The following is a 16,851-nucleotide window of genomic DNA, read 5'->3' on the forward strand; positions in this document are numbered from 1 at the left end:
CATCGGCTACGCCCTCACCTCGGAGGCCGACCGGACCGCCGCCGTGATCGAGCCGACCGACCGGAAGGTGTCCTCCTTGAGGGCCTCCTCCGGCAGCTCGACCTGGAAGGTGTCCTCGATGGTGAGCATCAGGCCCATGCAGCTCAGCGACGTCATGCCCAGGTTCCACAGGTCGTCGTCGACGCCGAACTCGAAGCCGTGTGCGGTCAGGTTGAGGTGCTTGTCGACGAGCGCGCGCACGGCCTCGGTCGTCGACTCCTGCGAGATCGTCATCACGCACCCACCGGCTGCGCCTCGGCCCGCGCCAGGCGCTGGAAGTAGCGGGCGACCCGGCGGGCGCCGAGGAGGCTGCCCTGGGCGTACCAGAGGATGTCGGGCCCGAGGGCGTAGTCGATGTTCATGGTCTCGTAGAACTTGATCGCCATGTTGCGGTAGTAGTCGGCGATCTGGTTGGTGGTCATCTGGGGCGCGGCCTGCGCGCCCGTCTCGAACCAGCCGGCCAGGTTGTGCTCGACGTACTCGTCGATCGACCACTCGATCGTGCGGGTCTCGATGGGCTTGCGGGTGGGCTGGAACATCGGGTCGATGGTGCCCGGCTTGCCCTGGAGCTCGTTGGCGACGTGCTCGGCCAGCAGCGGCGCGCAGTGGAAACCGTCGCGGTAGGTGCCGGTCAGCAGGTAGAGGCCCGACAGCGGCAACCAGCCGATCAGCGGGAACCCGTCGAGCGTCACCGGCCGGTTCCCGGCCAGCCACTTCACCACCTCGTGGGAGGCGACCCGCTCGTCGAGCTGCTGCATGGAGTACTGCGCGAGGAAGCGCACGTCGGCCATCCAGGTCACGCTGGACACGGTGTCGACGAGGCGGTTGGTGGCGCCGTAGTACTCCAGGTCGCCCGGACCGGGCACGACGTGGAGGCCGCAGGCGAAGCCGCGGTTGGGGGTGCGGACCACGCTGCGGAACTTCTCGCCGCCGGTCCGGCGGGCCAGCATCGCGAACCCGAGGCCGGGGAACATCGGCACCGTGTCGAAGTCGTCGAGCGCGGTCTTGACCAGGGCCTCGCTGCGCGCGCCGGTGGCGACGACGACGGTGCCCGCCTCGATGAAGTGGCCGTCGTCGAGCTCGACGCCGATGATCTGGCCGTTGTTCCTGACCAGCTTGGCCACGGTCTGGTCGACCAGGACCGTATCGGTCTGCGCCAGCCGGTTCTCCAGCGCGGCCAGCACGCCGCGGGCGTCGACCGCGCCCTCGTTGGGCAGGTGGACGGCCTTCAGCGCCCGGGTGTCGAGCCGGGGCCGGTAGCCCGGGATCTCGTTGGGGTCGATCTCGGCCCACGGCTTGCCGTACTCGTCGAGGGCCTTGATCATCGCCTCGTAGTTGACCGTGTCGAGGGTCGCGCCGATCGAGTTGAGCACCACGTGGGACTCGGGCGTGACCAGCAGCGGGGAGCCGGTGGTCGAGTACTCCTCCAGCCGGGCGGTCACCTCGGGCCAGCGGTCGTGGGCGCGCACGCCCAGTTCGAACCGGGTCCGCGAGGCGTCGGTGCGGAGTGACTCGGTGGTGGTCTCCCCGAAGCAGCCGAGCATCGCGCCGGCGGCGGCGCTGGCCCCCGCGTCGCGGTTGCCCGGCCCGACCACGACCACCGAACCGGCCCGGCGTTCGACCAGTTCGTCGGCCAGGAACAGGCCGAGGGCGCCGTTGCCGACGATGACGATGTCGGCCTGGTCGGGTCGTACTTTGTGGCTCGCACTTTCAGTTCGCACGTTCAACCCTTTCCGGGAATTTGCGTGGTGGAATTGCGAAACACATTTCTGGGCAGCGTCGGGCGCCTCACCTTGATAATTGAATTTTCACGTGCCCCGGCCGCAGCGCATGCCAAAGCCGGCACACTGCGGTTAGATTGCGCCCCCGTACGCGTAGATCCTTAATCCCCCAGATCAGCAGTCATGCCGCTCTGCCCCCGCGGCAATCGATGTGCAGTTGTGGACCTTTCGGAGCAAACAGTTGACCACTCTAACTATTGGCCCGTAACCGCGCAACAGATTGTTTCTTAATTCCGCCGAAACGAGGGCGCCGCTCCGACGGCGAGTAGTAATGCAATAAAATCCTGACCGAAAAAACAAACCGCCGGTCAGACGTCGCGGAAGAGCTCCCGCAGGGTGTCGAGCCCGGCCGGGCCGCCGCGCAGCGCCCGGGTGTGGAACTCCCGGAGATCGAAGGCGGCCCCCCGGCGCGCCCTGACGTCCTCGCGCAGACCGAGCCACAACCGCTCCCCGACCTTGTAGGCGGCCGCCTGACCAGGCCAGCCGAGATAGCGGTCGACCTCCTTGGCCGCGCGGGCCGGGTCGGTCAGCGTGCGCTCGGCGAGGAACTCGACGCCGGTCTCGGGCGTCCACCGCTCGCCCTCGCGGAACCCGGTCCCGGCCGGGATGGCGAGCCGCAGGTGGAGGCCCAGGTCCAGGACCACCCGGGCGGCCCGGAAGAGGTTCTTGTTCAGCATGCCGAGCTGGAAGGCGTCGTCGAGGTAGCCGAACTCGCGCATCAGCCGCTCGGCGTAGAGCGCCCAGCCCTCGCCGTGGCCGTCGATGAAGCAGAGCAGCCGCTGGAACCGGTTGAGCCCCGTGGTCGCCACGGCGGTGCCGATCTGCAGGTGGTGGCCCGGCACGCCCTCGTGGTAGACGGTGCTCGCCTCCCGCCAGGTCGGGAACCGGTCGCGGCCCTCGGGCAGCGCCCACCACATCGTGCCCGGACGGCTGAAGTCCTCGGCCGGGTTGGTGTAGTAGGCCCCCGCCCCGCTTCCCGGCGGCGCGATCCGGCAGTCGAGGGTCATCAGCTCGTCGGGGATGTCGAAGTGCGCGCCGCGCAGGTCGGCCAGGGCCCGGTCGGAGAGCTCCTGCATCCAGTTCCGGAAACCCTCTTCTCCGTGGACGAGGTAGCGCGCGTCGGCGTCGAGGATTTCGGCCGCCTCGGCCACCGACGCGCCGGGCCGGATGCGGCCGGCCAGCTCCGCCATTTCGGTCTCGATCCGGCGGAACTCCTCCCAGCCCCAGGCGTACACCTCACGCAGGTCGAGCCGGGCGCCGAGGAAGGCCCGGGAGCCGAGGGCGTAGAGGTCGGCCCCCACGGCGTCGTCACTGTCGGACTTGTGACCCAGCTCGTCCTTCAGAAACCGCCCAAGATCGGCGTAGGCCGCGGCGGCCGTCGCCGCACCCGCGACGAGATCGGCCTTCAGCGCTTCCGGTACGTCGGCCTCGCGGACGAAGCCGGCGAAGAAGCCGTCGTGCGCCGACCACGACTCGCACTGTTCGACGGCCCTGCGGATCTGGCGCGCCGCCGCGATCCGGCCCTCGCCGGCGGCCAGCGACTCCCGGTAGCCGCTCAGCGCCGCCGGCACCGCCCGCAACCGCCGGGCGACCACCTCCCAGTCGGCGGCGGTCGCGGTGGGCATCAGGTCGAAGACCCACCGCACGTTCTGGACCGGGCTGACGATGACGTTGAGTTCCGCCTGCGGCAGGCCGGCCTCGAACGCCTCGACGGCCAGGGCCATCCGTTCGGCGAACACCGCCTTGGCGACGCGTTCGGCCTCGTCGACGGGTTCGGCGGCGGTGACGTCGGCCAGCGCGCGGCGGGCCAGGTCGGCCCGGGCGCGGTGGCCGTCGGGCGAGAGGTCGGGGAGCCGGTCGTCATGGCCGCCGATGCCGAACTCGGTGGCGGCGATGGGGTTCAAGCGTGCGTAGTCGTCGACGTAGCCGTCGCAGATGTCGTGCACAGCGAGAAAGCTCATGCCCTGGACCATAAGAGGTTCAGGCGCGGACCGGCCCGACGAGCGCCCTGACCAACGCGATACCGGTCTGCGACCGGCTGGTGCGCCATACGTGGCGGTATTCGTAGGGCCACGCGTAGACCGGGAAGTCGGCGCAGTGCAGGGTGGCCACCCGTGGTTCGCCGAGGTCCTCGGCGGCGGCCAGGTAGAGCGGTTCGAGCCGGGGCACGATGACGCCGTAGTCGAAGACCCGGCCGAGGATGTTCTCCCCGTCGAGGATCTTCTCGATCGGCTCGTCGTCGAGCGGATAGGTGTCGGGCAGCACGTCCGACAACGACAGGAACAGATCGGCCCCCCTGCGCCGGGGGTCGCCGAGGAGCGGGCCCAGGCGGGCCAGCCGGCCGAGGGCCAGCCGGGGCCGCACCAGCAGGCAGTGGGCGTAGAGCACACGCAGCAGGGCGACGTCCATGAAGAAGCGTTCGAGCGGGGTCTCCCGCTCGACGAGGTCGCGGTGCGCCAGGTATCCGGCGACGATGCTGGCGTTGTGGGCCAGGTACCACCCGCTCGGAGACGGGGCGCGCAGGAAGGCCGTCCAGTGGCCGACCGCCTTGGTGCTGGGCTCGCCGGGCACGCCGGCGACCAGCAGCGACGCCTCGGTCGTGTCGTGGAGCAGGGTCTCGTTGACGGCCCGCCACCACGGGCTGCCGGTCGCCGGGTCCATCAGGCCGCGGTCGACCTGCCAGCGCATGAACGCCATCTCGGCCCGCCGATAGGGCCGCAGGACTCTCGGCCGCTCGTAGCTCCGCGCGGCCAGCTTCAGGCGGCTCACGGGGTCGTCGCGTGCGGCCGCGACCATCGCGGCCGCCTGGGCGGCGGCGTCGGCCGACACACGGGACATGGGGTCAGCATCCCTCAAAGGGTGATGATCTCGCACGTGACACTTGCGGGCGGCAGGCGAGCCGCCGCAGGCGATCCTGCGGTCAGTGATCGCAGGTCGGAAGCGCTCGAATGGCCAGGACGGTCCCGTCATCCTGCACCGAGACGGGACCGCCCCAGGACTCATCCCAGGTCTCCTGAGGCCAGTTCCCGCGCTGGGCGAAGATCGCCTTCCGGTATTCCTCGACGCCTCCCCCTTCGGCGGAGAGCAGATCGAACAAGCCGGTCTCGACACCCGAGAACGCTTCCACACGTTTGTTGTTCAGCCGGAAGACATGGTCGGTGCCGACGAAATCCATCCCCAGAAGTCCGTAGCCGGCGTCCCGGACGCTCCCCGCCGCTGCGTGGGCGATGGAGTCACCGCGGTCTCCGTTCCGTTGCCTCTCGGTCAAATACCTGGCGGCGACCATCGCGTCCCCGGCGAAGGCCGCCACACCGGCGGCGGCGGTTCTGGCCAGCACCTGCTGGAACCACCGGAAATGTCTCGGCATCAGATGGAACCCCGGTTCCACGTGGTCCTTGGACACGCGAATCCCGAGCGGCAGGTTCTTCTGCTCCGCCGGATCGTTCAGACGACATGCCGGACGGTCGGGCGTCTCAAGCAGATCGCCCTTCCCGCGGGCGTGAAGGGCGTGGATGGTCAGCGGGCCCTCGGGTGACAACTGCGTGCTCAAGAGGAGACCGGGCGTCTCATCCGGCGCCCCGATGACCATCGAGTCAGCATGCGCGGAGCCGGCGGCCAGTTGCGTATAGGAGGTCGCCGGACGGCGATTGTGATTTCCCTTGGCGGCTATCGGGATCACCTGTGAAGGTTCCCCGGGTCGCCAGATCTCGGCGAAGAAATCCGGCTGGTAGCCGTATCCCAGCGACCGCCGGGCCCAGCCGGCCCGAATGACGACGTCCGCACGGATTATCGAGACAAGGCTGCCTGGATAGAGCTGCCGCAAGACATGGCGGGCGAGTAGCCGCGCGAGTCCATGGCCGAGTTCGTGAGACTGAATTCCTTACCCTCTGCCGAGAGCGCCATATACGTTTGGCTCCCGGCGTCCAGGGCCTGACTGTATTTCAGGCTCCCCCAGTGTTCGCCAGGCCACGACCTGCTCCCTGCCGGGCCAACGAGAGGGCACAGGCGAGATCGTGCAGGACATGCCAAGGGGTGAGACGCAGAAGTCTGGTCGTTGAAGGGGGTAACGGAGTCAGCTCTCTCTTGCGGCGCAGATAGTCGCCCTTCTTGGCTTTCTTCGCATCATCCCTGTCCGCCACTTTTTTCACATGAGATTTGAGACTCGAATCTGTTCGGACCGCCAGACCGGCCGGCAGGACCAGATCCTCGAGAACATCCGTGATTTCCTTCCTTGACGCCATCACTCGCTCTCCCTGCATTCGCCGGGCATACGCCATTGAGCGTGACATCCTCGGTCACAACATTCCGCCATCTCCGACAGAACACATGTCCATTCCCGGCATCGCCGTTCTGGTCATTCGGGGCGCCGCCGGCGATCCTGCGGTCGGAGGAGCCGGGACGTCCGGCGGCGGGAGGTGCGGCGCACGGCGGGCGGTGACGCTGGAGCCATGACCGAAGAACCACGCAAGCCCGCCCGCCGAGCCGTGCTCGGGCTCGCCGCCGCCGGGGCCGGGGCCGCCGCGCTGGCCGGGGCCGTCGTCGTCCCGCCGTTCCTTCGTGACCCGCCGACCAGTCCGGCCGCTGCCGCGCCGCCGCGAGGGCGGTTCGCCGGGAAGGTCGTGCTCGTTACGGGCGGCACCTCCGGCATCGGGGAGGCCGCAGTGAAGGCGTTCGCCGCCGAAGGGGCCCGGGTGGGGTTCTGCGGGCGGCGGGAGGCGGAGGGGGCCCGGGTCGCCGCGGCGACCGGGGCCCGGTACGTGCAGGCCGACGTCCGCGATCCCGTCCAGCTCCAGAGGTTCGTGGACGACACCGTCGCCGCGTTCGGCCGCCTCGACGTCGCGTTCAACAACGCCGGGATCACCAGGACCGGCCCGCTGCACGAGCTCTCGGTGGCCGACTGGGACGACGTCCAGAACACCAACGCCCGGGGCGTGTTCCTGGCCATCAAGTACGAGGTCCCGCACCTGCTGGCGAACGGCGGCGTCATCATCTGCACCACCTCCGAGTCGCGCCGGCCGGGAGGCGCGGCGTACACGGCGAGCAAGCAGGCCATGAAGGGCATCGTCGAGACCGCCGCGATGGACTACGGCCCGCGCGGGATCAGGGTGAACGCCATCGCGCCCGGCACCACCGACACCGCGCTGGTCCGGCCCGGCCTGCCCGATCCCGTCTGGGAGGGGTTCAAGAAGGCGTGGGGGCCGCTCAACGTCCCGGCGCTGGGACGCATGGCAACGCCCGAGGAGATCGCGCGGGCCGTGGTCGCGCTGGCCACCAACGAGTTCGGCTACATGGCCGGGTCGACGGTCCTGGTCGGCGGCGGGCCCTTCGGGGGCGGGCCGATGCGCATGCCCGCCGGTTTCCCTTCATCGGGATGAGGCCCGATGTTCAAGATCGGTCATTACGGTGGTCGGCTGGCAATTGTGTGACATAACGGAAGGTACGCCGATGTTCCGTCCCGCCCTCGCCGGTCTGGCCCTGGCCGCCGCGACGCTCGTCGTCCCCGGTACGGCCACGGCGAAGCCCGCCCCCGCCCCGGTCGTCGTCAAGGACGTGACCATCCCCTCGGTCCCGCTGAAGGAACTCCAGTCGTCGATCCAGGACGACCGCGGCGTCAAGCTCGGCGGCATCGGTTCCGGGTTGTTCCCCGCCTCCCGGAGCGGCGAGTTCTGGATGGTCACCGACCGCGGCCCCAACGGGCAGCCGACCGTGGCGGGCGAGAAGCGGCGTACCTTCCCGATCCCCGAGTTCGCCCCCGCCATCGCCCGGATCTCGACCCGGTTCGGCGTCGAGGTCAAGCAGTGGATCCCGATCACCGGCCGGTCGGGCAAGCCCGTCACGGGCATGTCGAACCAGCAGGGGCACGACGAGCTGCCGTACACCTGGGACGGCCTGACCAAGCTCGACTACAACCCGAGCGGCGTCGACACCGAGGACGTCGTGGTCGACCGCCACGGCGACTTCTGGCTCGTCGACGAGTACAGCCCCTCGCTGATCCACGTGTCGCCGAAGGGCCGGGTCATCGCCCGGTACGTGCCCCAGGGCCTCAACCTGACCGGCGCCGACTACCCGGTGAAGGACGTGCTGCCCGCCATCCTGTCGCTCCGGCCGCAGAACCGCGGCTTCGAGGGCCTGGCGATCAACGGGAACACCCTCTACCTGGCGGTGCAGAGCCCGCTGCAGAACCCGACGAAGGCCGTCGGCGACGTCTCGCGCACCGCGCGCATCCTCACGTTCGACATCCGGCGCGGCCGGGTCACCGGCGAGTACGCCTACCAGTTCGAGGACATCAAGACCTTCGACCCGTCGTACAACGGCGACCAGAGCCAGATGAAGATCTCCGGCCTGGCCCACGTCGCCGGCGACCGGATCCTGGTCGACGAGCGCACCGACAAGGTGGCGCACGTCTACGAGATCAACCTGGCCAAGGCCAAGAACCTCCTCGGCGGCAAGTACGACCGCACCACGACCACCCCGTCGCTGGAGGCGCTGACCGACCTGACGCCGGTGCGGCCCGCCCCGAAGAAGCTGATCGCCGACCTGTCGAAGGTGGCCCCGACGCTGCCCGGCAAGGTGGAGGGCCTGGCGATCCTCGACCCGTGGACGATCGTCGTGGCCAACGACAACGACTTCGGCCTGGGCGAGTTCGGCACGGACGGACGCCTGATCGACAGCGGAGTGAAGAGCCGCATCGTGACGATCAAGCTGCCCAAGCGGCTGCACTGATCTCATCGCGGGGCCGGTGGCAGGGCCTGAACCACGGCCGGGCCACCGGTCCCGGTGAGCTGGCCACTGTAGATGGCGTCGAGTACCCGCTTGCGGTGGCGGAGTTCGTCCGGGTGACGTTCGTCCACCAGGCGGCAGACCTCCAGCAACGGGCCGGGCTCCATCGACGGCTGGGCGATGCCCTGGAACTCGGGCGTGGGCAGCAGCTCGTCCTCTCCCACGACCGGCTCCGCGATGGCGACGTTGCCGGTCTGCCGGTGGAGGGCGCGCACCCGGAGAATGAAGCCCTCCCACGCGGAGACCATCTTCAGCCGGAGCAGACCGATCATCTCGTCGCGAAGGGTACGCAGGTCGCCCCAGGCGGAGTCGTAGGCCGCGATGGACCGGTCGGCCCACCCTGACCGGAGCTGGTAGATCATTTTCGACCGCCACAGGCTACGTGACGCGGCGCTGAGTTCCTCGGCCTCCTTGTCCGCCGCGGCCGCCTTCACCACCACCGCGCCGAACGACAACATCGCGATCAGGAGAACCACGGAGATCACTGGGTAATCACCCCGCGGATACAGGATTCGAATCGCCGCCCAACTCCCGATCACCATGAGCAGCGCGGCGATGAACACGACCGGGAGCGTCCACCAGAAGACCCGCATCAGCCAGCGTCCCGCCCGGGTCGGCAGCCGGTCCGCCCGCTCCGGCCGATCGAACGCGAAGGTCCGCCAGGCGCTCAGCGGCCGCTGCAGCAACTCTCCGGCGGCGGCGGTGATGACGGCGAGCGCCACGCCGGGGATGATGGCGGCCATCGTCTCCCACAGGTGCATCAGGCCGGAGCTCTGGCTGCTCCCCGCGTCGCCCGTGGCCGAGGTCAGGTACTCGAAGACCTGCTTGAAATACCAGACCTCGAAGAGGCCGACGCCGATGACCATGGGCCATCGCATCCGCCTCAACCAGCGCGACCGCCGGGGACCGGCGTCGGCCGCGCGCTGCGCCTCCCGGACCTTCGTGGCCTTCGCGCCGATCTGGTTGGTGCTGAGCGTGCGGGCGAGCCGGTTCAACTGCCGATCGGCCCGATTCCAGCGGTCGGTGGCGGCGTGTCGGCGGGGGGCGAGGCGGTGGTCAGTGCGGATCGCGTCGAATCCACTGCGGACCGCCCCCAGCATGGCGCGCATTTCGGTGGCATCGATCTCCTCCGCCTCGCGCCATCCGGTGTCGGCCGCGCGCGCGACGAGGTCGCGAACGCCGCAGACACATCCTGACGGGCACTGTGAGAAGGGATCGGAAGAGGTACGGGGTGGCGCGGGATGAGTCATGGAAAACCTCGGTCAGGTGTAGACGACGATCTCGACGCGCCGGTTGCAGGCCATGGCCACGGGGTCGGGCACGCCCTTCTTGTACTCGGGCGTGCAGGCAGGGCGCGTGGACGCGTACCAACGTGCGGTGGCCGGGGTGACGCCGTGGTCGCGGAGCACCTTCACGACCGCGCTCGCGCGTCGTTTCGACAGTTGCCGGTTGTGCTCCGGGGTGTGGGTCGAGTCGGTGTGCCCGTTCACCACGATGCGGGTGTACTTGAGCGCGGCAATCTCCTTGAGGACCGAACCCATGGCCTCCTGCGCGCGGGGTTCCAGGGTCGAAGAGTCGCTGTTGAAGAGGATCGAAGCCGGCAGGGTCAGCACGGTCGGGTTTCCCGGTGTCTTGGTCATCCCCGGCATACGGACTTCCGCGTCATCCGCCAGGGTCACCGACGACGCGTCCGCCGTCTTCGGAGCCTCGGCGGTCGGATCGAGGCACGTCGCCTTCATTGCCGTGCACATCTGCTTCCACAGGTCGATCAGCCAGGTGCGCTGTGGCGTCTTGATGTCGGGCCAGCCTGGAGCCACGTTCCCGAGACCGACGAACTGCACCGTGTAGCTGGAGTCCAGCTTCGGCAGTTCAGCCTGGCAGCCCTCCACGAGCGCCGGGATGACCGAGTGGTCGCCGATGTCCGCGCCTCGGAGGTCGGCGCACCCGGTGTTGCTCAGTCCGTCGGTGGCGATGACGACTGTCTTGGGAACCTTCTTGTACTTCCCGATCTGCTGGGACGCGGTCGCCACCGCCCGCAGCACATCGGACTGGGGCGCGGCGGAGCCGCCGTTCAACTTCCCGGTCAGTTCCGCGTTCAGGCAGGCGCGGGTGTCCTCGCGGTCGTTCTTGGTGCGGAGAGCGTTCTGGCTGTCGCCCGGCGTCATCTTCTCGGTACGCCACTCGACGGATCCCCCGAAGACGCCGGCGGTGATCAGGTTCTTCGGGGCGTCCGGAAGTCGCTGCACGACCATGGCCGGCCAGTCGAGGTGGCGACGGGGTTCCGTGGCGCTGTAACTACTCGACGAGCCGTCGGTGAGCAGGACTGTCACGGACGCGGCGTCAGGCGCGGCGCCGATGGGCTCGGTGAGCAACTCCGAGCACCGGTCGGCCTGCCCGGTAGGGCTCGGGACCAGTAACTCCCCAAGGCCACACCCGTTCGCCGTCGTCAGCGTGAGCGCCGCGAGCAGAACGCCCGTCCTCGTTCGTGGCCGCATCAGACGCTCGCTTCTTCCCGCTCGGAGAACAACGTCTCGGGGCCGAGCTCGGGCCGGGGAATGCCGAGCAGGTCGTAGGCCTTGGCGAGGGTGCCGTCGGTGGCCATCGCGAACTCCAGCAGGTCCATTCGCTCGTGCCCGGCCGCGACTCGGGCAACGGTGTCGACCAGTCCCTGCGCCTCCTTCTTCCGGTCGTCGCGCATGGCGTCGAGCACGGCGGCGGTCTGGGCCGGAGCCTGCGCCATGAGTACCGCGTAGGGCGTTTCCCACTCGGGGAGACCGTTCTCGATGAACTCGGCCCACCGGACCCGCAGCTCACCGAGACGCTGTGCCGCCTGCTCACTCAGCTCGTAGCGAGCCTCGGCCTGGACTTGTTCCGCGATCGACCGGCGCTGCAGGTCGCGGATCGCCGGGTCGACCTGGACCCGCACGACCGCCGTGCAGTCGAAGTTGACCCCTTCCTCGTCGGGCGAGCCGGTGAGTGCGGCCTCGATCGCCTCCTGAACCCGAACGGTGACCGCAGGCTCGGCTGCTCCGGGCCGGAACGGCGGGAACTCCCGCGCCGTACCGCGGACGACGTTCCTCGTCACGGTCTCCAGATCGCGAAATCGATCGGCGATCTTCGTACCGACCTCGTCGTCGTGGACCGTTCCCGTGGCACAGAGGCAGAGGTCGACCTCGATGGTGAAGTCATAGGCGTCGCCCTTCGCCGGAGTGGCGAAGGAGAAGTTCCTGGTACGCCTCGTCGTCTTCGGGACGGGCAGGATGGGCGCGGGGGTCTCGCTCTCGTATCCCGACGAGAACAGGCCCTTGACCCAGTCGACCACTCGCCCTAACAGGCCCTTGCGGGGTTGGGATGGATCGGACATGGCGTTTCTCCGTTTCCTCGTTGGTGTGCGCGCCTAACCGCGCCGGTCGCGGAAGCGCCACACGCGCATATGGAAGTCGAGGCTCTTCGCGAGGTCCTCGTCGTGCGCCTCGATGTCGGCGACCAGGGTTTTCAGGTAGGGAGCGAAGCCGTCGGCCGGTGCGTGACCGCCGAACCTGCCCGCCAGCACATGCCACTGATGGAGTGCGTCCCAGACTTTCTCGTCGCCCGCGAGGGCGTTGCACCAGAGCAGGACGAGATCGCGGTGCACATCCGGTTGCCCGGCCGCGAGTTCGGCCAGCCGAGGCCAACCACGGTCCCTGCTCTTCCTCGGCGCGAAGCTCAGCAGGCACCTGGCTGCGGCCCGCCGCCACCTCCAATGCGGCGCTTCCGTCCATTCCGCCAGCTCGTGGATGATCTTCTCTTCGAGGCCGTCACGGAACACGTTCATCAGCGCCTGCTGGACGATCTTCATGAGTTCCCGCTCGGCCTGGTCGACCAGGGGATCACGAGAGCCATCCAGCCGTTCGATCCGGCCGCCGACGGCCAGCCGCATCGCGGCAAGCGCCTCATCCGGGTCGCGGACGCCGAGCAGGGTCCCGTATGCCGCGATGGCGGTCGCCCTGAGCTGCAGGTTCCCCTCATGGCCCCAGCCGCGGACCAGACCTCTGGCGCGTTTGCCGAACCGGCTCTCGCTGAGCCACTCGAGTGCCCATGCGGCGGTCATGCGGGTGCGGAATCCGCCGTCAGCCGCCCAGGGCTGGATGATCTCCCTGATGGCGACATCGAAGTCGTAGCAGGCGAGACGGGCAGCGGTATGGGCGGCCTTGACGCGGACCGGTGCTCGCGGATGATTGCCGAGCGGGCCGAGCCATCGGATGAGCGTGTCCCGTTCGCCGAGATGGTCCTGCCAGACGAGCTGAAGGATCGACGTCTCCAGGTCGTCGTGGGTGAGCCGGACCTGCCGGCCGGCGCCGTCACCCTCGACGTCGCCGACCAGTTCCACGCACGCCGACCACTTGCTCATCGGTCCGGCGAACCAGTCATGCTGACTGGGGTCGTCGTGGAGACCGTCGCCGCGGTGCAGATCGGCGAATCGGGTGGCCTCTCGTATCACGGTCCCGGCAGGCTGGCGGTGCATGACGGCAGCGGTGATGAGAAAACTCTTCTGCCAGACCCGCTGAGGGGTGAGCAGTTCCCCTTCGGCGTTCTTGAGATCGGTGGACGGGTCGGGGCGGGACAGCAGCTGCTCGTCCGGAACCGCGCCCGCCACCTCGTCGAGCACGGCCGCCGCGAGCGCGGCGGCCTTCCGGGGCGACCGGCATCTCCTGACCTCGTAAGCCACAGTCGGCTGGCCGAGGATCTCGCCCGCCCGGAGGTCACCCAGTTTGGTGGACACGTGGCGGAAGAACACCGCCTCTGAGGCGGGCGGCTCGTGGTGGACGACGAAACCGAGCCTCAGCCCGGTCGACCCGCTCGGCTCCTCGGCAGTGACGACGATCAGCGCGCAGCGCGGGGGTAGTCCTTCGGCGATGGCCACGAGCTGGGCGACGGCGGGGACCGCCTCGTCCAAGCCGAGAATCAGCACCATCACCGAGTTCGGCGGCATCGACTTCGGATCGAAAGCGGCCAAGCCGCGTTCGGAGGCCAGCAGGCGGATGTTGCCGTGCACCGGGAGGCGGTGGCTCTCCAGGAACGAGATGGCGCCCGCGATGGCGGCGGTGGTGCGTCCCTGTCCGGGGCCGCCGACGTAGCACTGGGCGGCCGAGTTGTGACGTAACGCCTCGGTGAGACGCCCGACGGACGGCGTGTCGGCCATCGTCAACAGCAGGTTGGCGAGAAATGCGGCGCCGAGTGTGCCGTGCCGCGGCCGCTGCGCGACCTCGCCGCCGAAGTAGTAGAGCTCCTGGGCCTGGAAGACCCTGGCCCTGTCGCCGGAGACGTGGGTGCCACGCAGGCCGTTCATGCGAGCGGTGTGCGCGTCTTCGTCGTCGGCGGCCGAGGCCTCGGGGTCGCTGTCTTCCAGCCTCGGCTCGGGCTGCGGATCAGCAGAAGTGTCGGGCGTGGCGGGCGTGGCGGGCGTGGCGGGCGTGGCGGGCTCCTTCTGCCCGTTCTCGCCAGACGGCTCCTGCGCCGGGCCGCTCTCGATGTCGATCACCGGTTCCGCGAGCGGCTCCGAAGGCACGGACCGTACGTCGTCGGGCGGCGAGGCGGCCTCCTCGGTCATGGGGACTCCGGAGCTTCGTGGTAGGTGCTGTGCCAGAGCTGGTTCACCCTGGCCCTTTCACCGGTCACATGGATCGTTCCCATCCCGGCCGCGGTCGGCGGTGCTTCCTCGGGTTCCGCCGTCTTCTCGGCGGCGGGCGACTGCTCCGCGTCGATGGTCTCGTCTCCGCCGGGCTGCTCGGAAGCGACCAGGCGGAGTGTGGGTTCGTTCTTCATGATTCGCTCCCTCAGTGCGAAGGTTTCCGGGCTCGGAGAGCTTTTCCGCGATTTCTCCAAGGACCTGGCGAGATAGTCGAATGCGATTTCCGCCGCACCTCTGTTTCCCGCCCGGCCGTGCGCCTCCATGCGAAGGCGGCCGAGTTCCTCGTCCTCTCCCGCTTCCAGGACGAGGCGGTCGAGTTCGGGGATGAGTTCGTCCAGCAAACCGAGTTCCAGACGCACTCCGAGCAGATTGAGGAGTGTCCGCCGATACTCTTTTCTGACTCTTATCGCTCGCAGCGTCATCGAGCCCGGGACGTATCCGCCGAACGGCTGCGGGCCTGACAGGCCGGCGCTGTGGGAGCCCCACTCGGCGAGCGCTCGCCGGCCGAGTTCGAGCGCTTCCCCAGGAGATGCGGTCGCGGCCGCCGCCGAAAGTCGCCGAAAGCGGTGGTAGTCGATCTCCTCCGGCGATGACCGCAACTGGTAGCCCACCTTCTGGTGGGTGGTGATCAGCTTCCTGGCCCCCGGAACCGCCTTGTCCAGAGAGCCGCGGAGGCTCGACATAAGGGTGTTGAGAAGTTCGTCGTCCTTTTTCCCATCCCAAATTCCGCCGAAAAACGTCTCTCTTTGAACGACCCCCCGGTCCAGCGTCATGAGGACGATCGCGAGACCCTGCTGATGGCCGGTAAGACGAACCCGATGACCGTCGACCGTCACCTGGACAGCGGGGAGAATTCTTATGTTCAGGTTCATTCAGCCAAACTCCAGATCCGCCCAGGCCAGCTTGCGCTCGATTACAGATTGCATTGATTGGCTTCGTTCTGTGACCGGATAAACGGTCGATGGAAACGAGAAACGAGAAGGGCTTTGCGAATGAATGAGTCTGTACTGCTGAAGTGGCAGATCAGCAGCGCTTGCGACGAGGGCGCGTGCGTGCAGGTGGCGCGGCACGGCGACTACGTCTACGTCCGCGACTCCAAGGTTCCCAACGGTCCGGTGCAGGTCTACACCGTGCCCGAGTGGGCCGCGTTCATCGCCGGCGCGAAGCTGGGCGAGTTCGACGTCGGTTAAGCCGACCCCTTCGGGGCCGGAGACGATGCTCCGGCCCCGAAGGCCCCCCACGGGCGGCCTCATCGGCCTTCCTTTTGGAACTGGGCGACCAGCCCGGTGAGGAAGCGACGGGCGTCGTCCTCCACAAGGGCCGCTTCGCGGTACATCGCCCACCGGCTCCGGTAGAGCTCCACATCCGAAGGGCGGTGAGCGGTGATGTTGGCGTGGACGGTCTCGATGCTGACGAACTCGCCGGTCTCATCGTCGGCGGACTCGAAAAGGGTGAAGGCGTGCGAGAAGGGCACCCCCGCCTCACCATCGAGGGGCAGGACACCGATCGACACGTTGCTCAACGTGCTCAACGTGCTGATCCGGTCGAGTTGGGCGGCCATGATCGCCGCGGCTCCGGTGGGCCGCCAGCGCAGGGCCGCCTCAGTGATCAGAAAGTGGAAGGAGCGGCCCTCGTCGTACAGGATGAGCTGACGGTCGAGTCGGCCGGCCAGCGCGGCGGCGGCCTGCTCCTTGGTGTACGGCACCTGGAACATCGAGAACACCCGGCGGGCGTACTCCGCGGTCTGCAGGAGCCCGGGCACGACAGAGGACTGAAAAGCGAAGATCCGACGGGCGGCCCGCTCCGCCTCACGGACGTCGCCCTGGAGGTGCGGTTGGTCCACCAGCTCGGCCTTCCACGAACGGACGTCGGTGTGAGCGGTGTCGGTGAGGGCCGACAGCAGTTCGGCCGTCTCCTCCGAGGCGTTCACCTCCTCAGCCCACTTCCTGACTTCGGGAAGGGTCGGCACGGCTGCGCCCGACTCGATCCTGGAGACCTTCGATTGGCTGATGTTGAGGCGTTGGGCCAGATCACGGCCGGACAACCCGGACAGATCACGAAGACGGCGAAGCTCGGCGCCGAGGCGCCGCCGTCCTCCTTCGAGGTTCTCCGCGGGCTCGCGAACCACCCGTAACTCCTTGAATCATGTCATGTCGTGATGAATCGCCCTCTATCCCCACCAGGGCGATTCGGAGCTATTCGTGGGGATGCATACTAGATCAGCGATGGTTTTGGTTTGTCAAGGCCCATATACCGTTCCATCCTGCGTCGTCCGATGACACAGAGTCAGGTGAGGTGACAATGGACATGAATCGATTCGCTTTGATTCATAACGATGCAAGCATCATAGCCGCCCGAATCGCCCCGAACCAGACCCGATCGGCAGCGATCCGATGACCTGGGAGGCGGCCACACTCCTGATCGCCGCCGGCGCCGGCGTCATCACCCTCTGTCTGGGGCAGATCCGGGAAATCCTGATCAAGGCCGCCGAGATCGTCGATGCCTGGAACCGGCTGAGGCGGGCGATCGCCAGGGCCAAGCGCGGAAAGCGGCGTGACTGACAGCGGGAAGCGGCCGCAC

Annotated in this window: 16 protein-coding genes; 4 read left to right on the plus strand and 12 right to left on the minus strand. The window is 68.4% G+C overall.

The genetic code is table 11. From position 1 onward, the window contains the following. Positions 1-6 precede the first annotated feature (6 nt). The 6 genes from AW271_RS31025 to AW271_RS41710 form a co-directional block, all read right to left on the minus strand. A complete protein-coding gene (locus AW271_RS31025; RefSeq protein ID WP_062341154.1) occupies positions 7-273 on the minus strand; it encodes a phosphopantetheine-binding protein in 267 nt (88 codons plus the stop codon). After that, complete coding sequence (locus AW271_RS31030; RefSeq protein ID WP_062341155.1) at positions 273-1,760, minus strand: NAD(P)/FAD-dependent oxidoreductase; 1,488 nt, start codon at positions 1,758-1,760, stop codon at positions 273-275. Before AW271_RS31030 ends, AW271_RS31025 begins: the two co-directional genes overlap by 1 nt. 368 nt (positions 1,761-2,128) lie before the next feature. Continuing rightward, positions 2,129-3,781 (minus strand): DUF885 domain-containing protein, encoded by a 1,653-nt coding sequence (locus AW271_RS31035; protein WP_062341156.1) that lies wholly within the window; start codon positions 3,779-3,781, stop codon positions 2,129-2,131. A gap of 19 nt (positions 3,782-3,800) precedes the next feature. Further along, positions 3,801-4,658, minus strand: a complete 858-nt coding sequence (locus tag AW271_RS31040; RefSeq protein ID WP_062341157.1) for a hypothetical protein — start codon at positions 4,656-4,658, stop codon at positions 3,801-3,803. An 82-nt stretch (positions 4,659-4,740) separates the two neighbouring features. Then, entirely contained in the window at positions 4,741-5,643 is a 903-nt protein-coding gene (locus tag AW271_RS31045; RefSeq protein ID WP_062341158.1) for a hypothetical protein, read from the minus strand. Between the two features lie 118 nt (positions 5,644-5,761). Next, positions 5,762-6,061, minus strand: a complete 300-nt coding sequence (locus AW271_RS41710) for a hypothetical protein (protein ID WP_218008223.1) — start codon at positions 6,059-6,061, stop codon at positions 5,762-5,764. Between the two features lie 207 nt (positions 6,062-6,268). Between AW271_RS41710 and AW271_RS31050 the strand changes: the two genes are divergently transcribed. Both AW271_RS31050 and AW271_RS31055 read left to right on the plus strand, forming a co-directional pair. Then, the gene (locus AW271_RS31050; protein WP_062341159.1) at positions 6,269-7,195 is read left to right on the plus strand and encodes an SDR family NAD(P)-dependent oxidoreductase; all 927 of its coding nucleotides are present in this window, start codon (positions 6,269-6,271) and stop codon (positions 7,193-7,195) included. 70 nt (positions 7,196-7,265) lie between these two features. Continuing rightward, a complete protein-coding gene (locus AW271_RS31055) occupies positions 7,266-8,543 on the plus strand; it encodes an esterase-like activity of phytase family protein (RefSeq protein WP_062341160.1) in 1,278 nt (425 codons plus the stop codon). Between the two features lie 2 nt (positions 8,544-8,545). Here AW271_RS31055 and AW271_RS41175 read toward each other — a convergent pair whose 3' ends face one another. From AW271_RS41175 to AW271_RS31080, 5 genes are all read right to left on the minus strand, one after another. After that, complete coding sequence (locus AW271_RS41175; protein ID WP_218008224.1) at positions 8,546-9,850, minus strand: hypothetical protein; 1,305 nt, start codon at positions 9,848-9,850, stop codon at positions 8,546-8,548. A 12-nt stretch (positions 9,851-9,862) separates the two neighbouring features. Continuing rightward, positions 9,863-10,930: an OmpA family protein gene (locus AW271_RS31065; RefSeq protein WP_169806420.1), complete on the minus strand. Its 1,068-nt coding sequence runs from the start codon at positions 10,928-10,930 to the stop codon at positions 9,863-9,865. A gap of 164 nt (positions 10,931-11,094) precedes the next feature. Next, on the minus strand, positions 11,095-11,964 hold the full coding sequence (locus tag AW271_RS31070; RefSeq protein ID WP_157554805.1) for a hypothetical protein: 870 nt from the start codon (positions 11,962-11,964) through the stop codon (positions 11,095-11,097). Between the two features lie 33 nt (positions 11,965-11,997). Next, positions 11,998-14,190 (minus strand): hypothetical protein, encoded by a 2,193-nt coding sequence (locus AW271_RS31075; RefSeq protein WP_062341164.1) that lies wholly within the window; start codon positions 14,188-14,190, stop codon positions 11,998-12,000. Continuing rightward, on the minus strand, positions 14,187-15,143 hold the full coding sequence (locus AW271_RS31080; RefSeq protein WP_083977506.1) for an AfsR/SARP family transcriptional regulator: 957 nt from the start codon (positions 15,141-15,143) through the stop codon (positions 14,187-14,189). Before AW271_RS31080 ends, AW271_RS31075 begins: the two co-directional genes overlap by 4 nt. A gap of 120 nt (positions 15,144-15,263) precedes the next feature. On the opposite strand from AW271_RS31080, the gene AW271_RS31085 reads away from it, so the two are divergent. Beyond that, a complete protein-coding gene (locus AW271_RS31085) occupies positions 15,264-15,461 on the plus strand; it encodes a DUF397 domain-containing protein (RefSeq protein ID WP_062341166.1) in 198 nt (65 codons plus the stop codon). Between the two features lie 59 nt (positions 15,462-15,520). Here AW271_RS31085 and AW271_RS31090 read toward each other — a convergent pair whose 3' ends face one another. Next, positions 15,521-16,399 (minus strand): helix-turn-helix domain-containing protein, encoded by an 879-nt coding sequence (locus tag AW271_RS31090; RefSeq protein WP_062341167.1) that lies wholly within the window; start codon positions 16,397-16,399, stop codon positions 15,521-15,523. Positions 16,400-16,664: 265 nt separating this feature from the next. Between AW271_RS31090 and AW271_RS40250 the strand changes: the two genes are divergently transcribed. Continuing rightward, positions 16,665-16,832, plus strand: coding sequence for a hypothetical protein (locus tag AW271_RS40250; RefSeq protein ID WP_157554807.1), 168 nt, complete (start codon positions 16,665-16,667; stop codon positions 16,830-16,832). Positions 16,833-16,851 lie beyond the last annotated feature (19 nt).

It is taken from the genome of Herbidospora sakaeratensis (assembly GCF_001570525.1).
Taxonomy (GTDB): domain Bacteria; phylum Actinomycetota; class Actinomycetes; order Streptosporangiales; family Streptosporangiaceae; genus Herbidospora; species Herbidospora sakaeratensis.

Excerpts from the sequence above, each read along its gene's own strand:
- AW271_RS31040 (WP_062341157.1), bottom strand. The coding sequence starts at position 4,658 with ATGTCCCGTGTGTCGGCCGACGCCGCCGCCCAGGCGGCCGCGATGGTC.
- AW271_RS31050 (WP_062341159.1), top strand. The coding sequence starts at position 6,269 with ATGACCGAAGAACCACGCAAGCCCGCCCGCCGAGCCGTGCTCGGGCTC.
- AW271_RS31085 (WP_062341166.1), top strand. The coding sequence starts at position 15,264 with ATGAATGAGTCTGTACTGCTGAAGTGGCAGATCAGCAGCGCTTGCGAC.
- AW271_RS31080 (WP_083977506.1), bottom strand. The coding sequence starts at position 15,143 with ATGAACCTGAACATAAGAATTCTCCCCGCTGTCCAGGTGACGGTCGAC.
- AW271_RS31055 (WP_062341160.1), top strand. The coding sequence starts at position 7,266 with ATGTTCCGTCCCGCCCTCGCCGGTCTGGCCCTGGCCGCCGCGACGCTC.
- AW271_RS40250 (WP_157554807.1), top strand. The coding sequence starts at position 16,665 with ATGACCTGGGAGGCGGCCACACTCCTGATCGCCGCCGGCGCCGGCGTC.
- AW271_RS31075 (WP_062341164.1), bottom strand. The coding sequence starts at position 14,190 with ATGACCGAGGAGGCCGCCTCGCCGCCCGACGACGTACGGTCCGTGCCT.
- AW271_RS31025 (WP_062341154.1), bottom strand. The coding sequence starts at position 273 with ATGACGATCTCGCAGGAGTCGACGACCGAGGCCGTGCGCGCGCTCGTC.
- AW271_RS41175 (WP_218008224.1), bottom strand. The coding sequence starts at position 9,850 with ATGACTCATCCCGCGCCACCCCGTACCTCTTCCGATCCCTTCTCACAG.
- AW271_RS31035 (WP_062341156.1), bottom strand. The coding sequence starts at position 3,781 with ATGAGCTTTCTCGCTGTGCACGACATCTGCGACGGCTACGTCGACGAC.
- AW271_RS41710 (WP_218008223.1), bottom strand. The coding sequence starts at position 6,061 with ATGGCGTCAAGGAAGGAAATCACGGATGTTCTCGAGGATCTGGTCCTG.
- AW271_RS31070 (WP_157554805.1), bottom strand. The coding sequence starts at position 11,964 with ATGTCCGATCCATCCCAACCCCGCAAGGGCCTGTTAGGGCGAGTGGTC.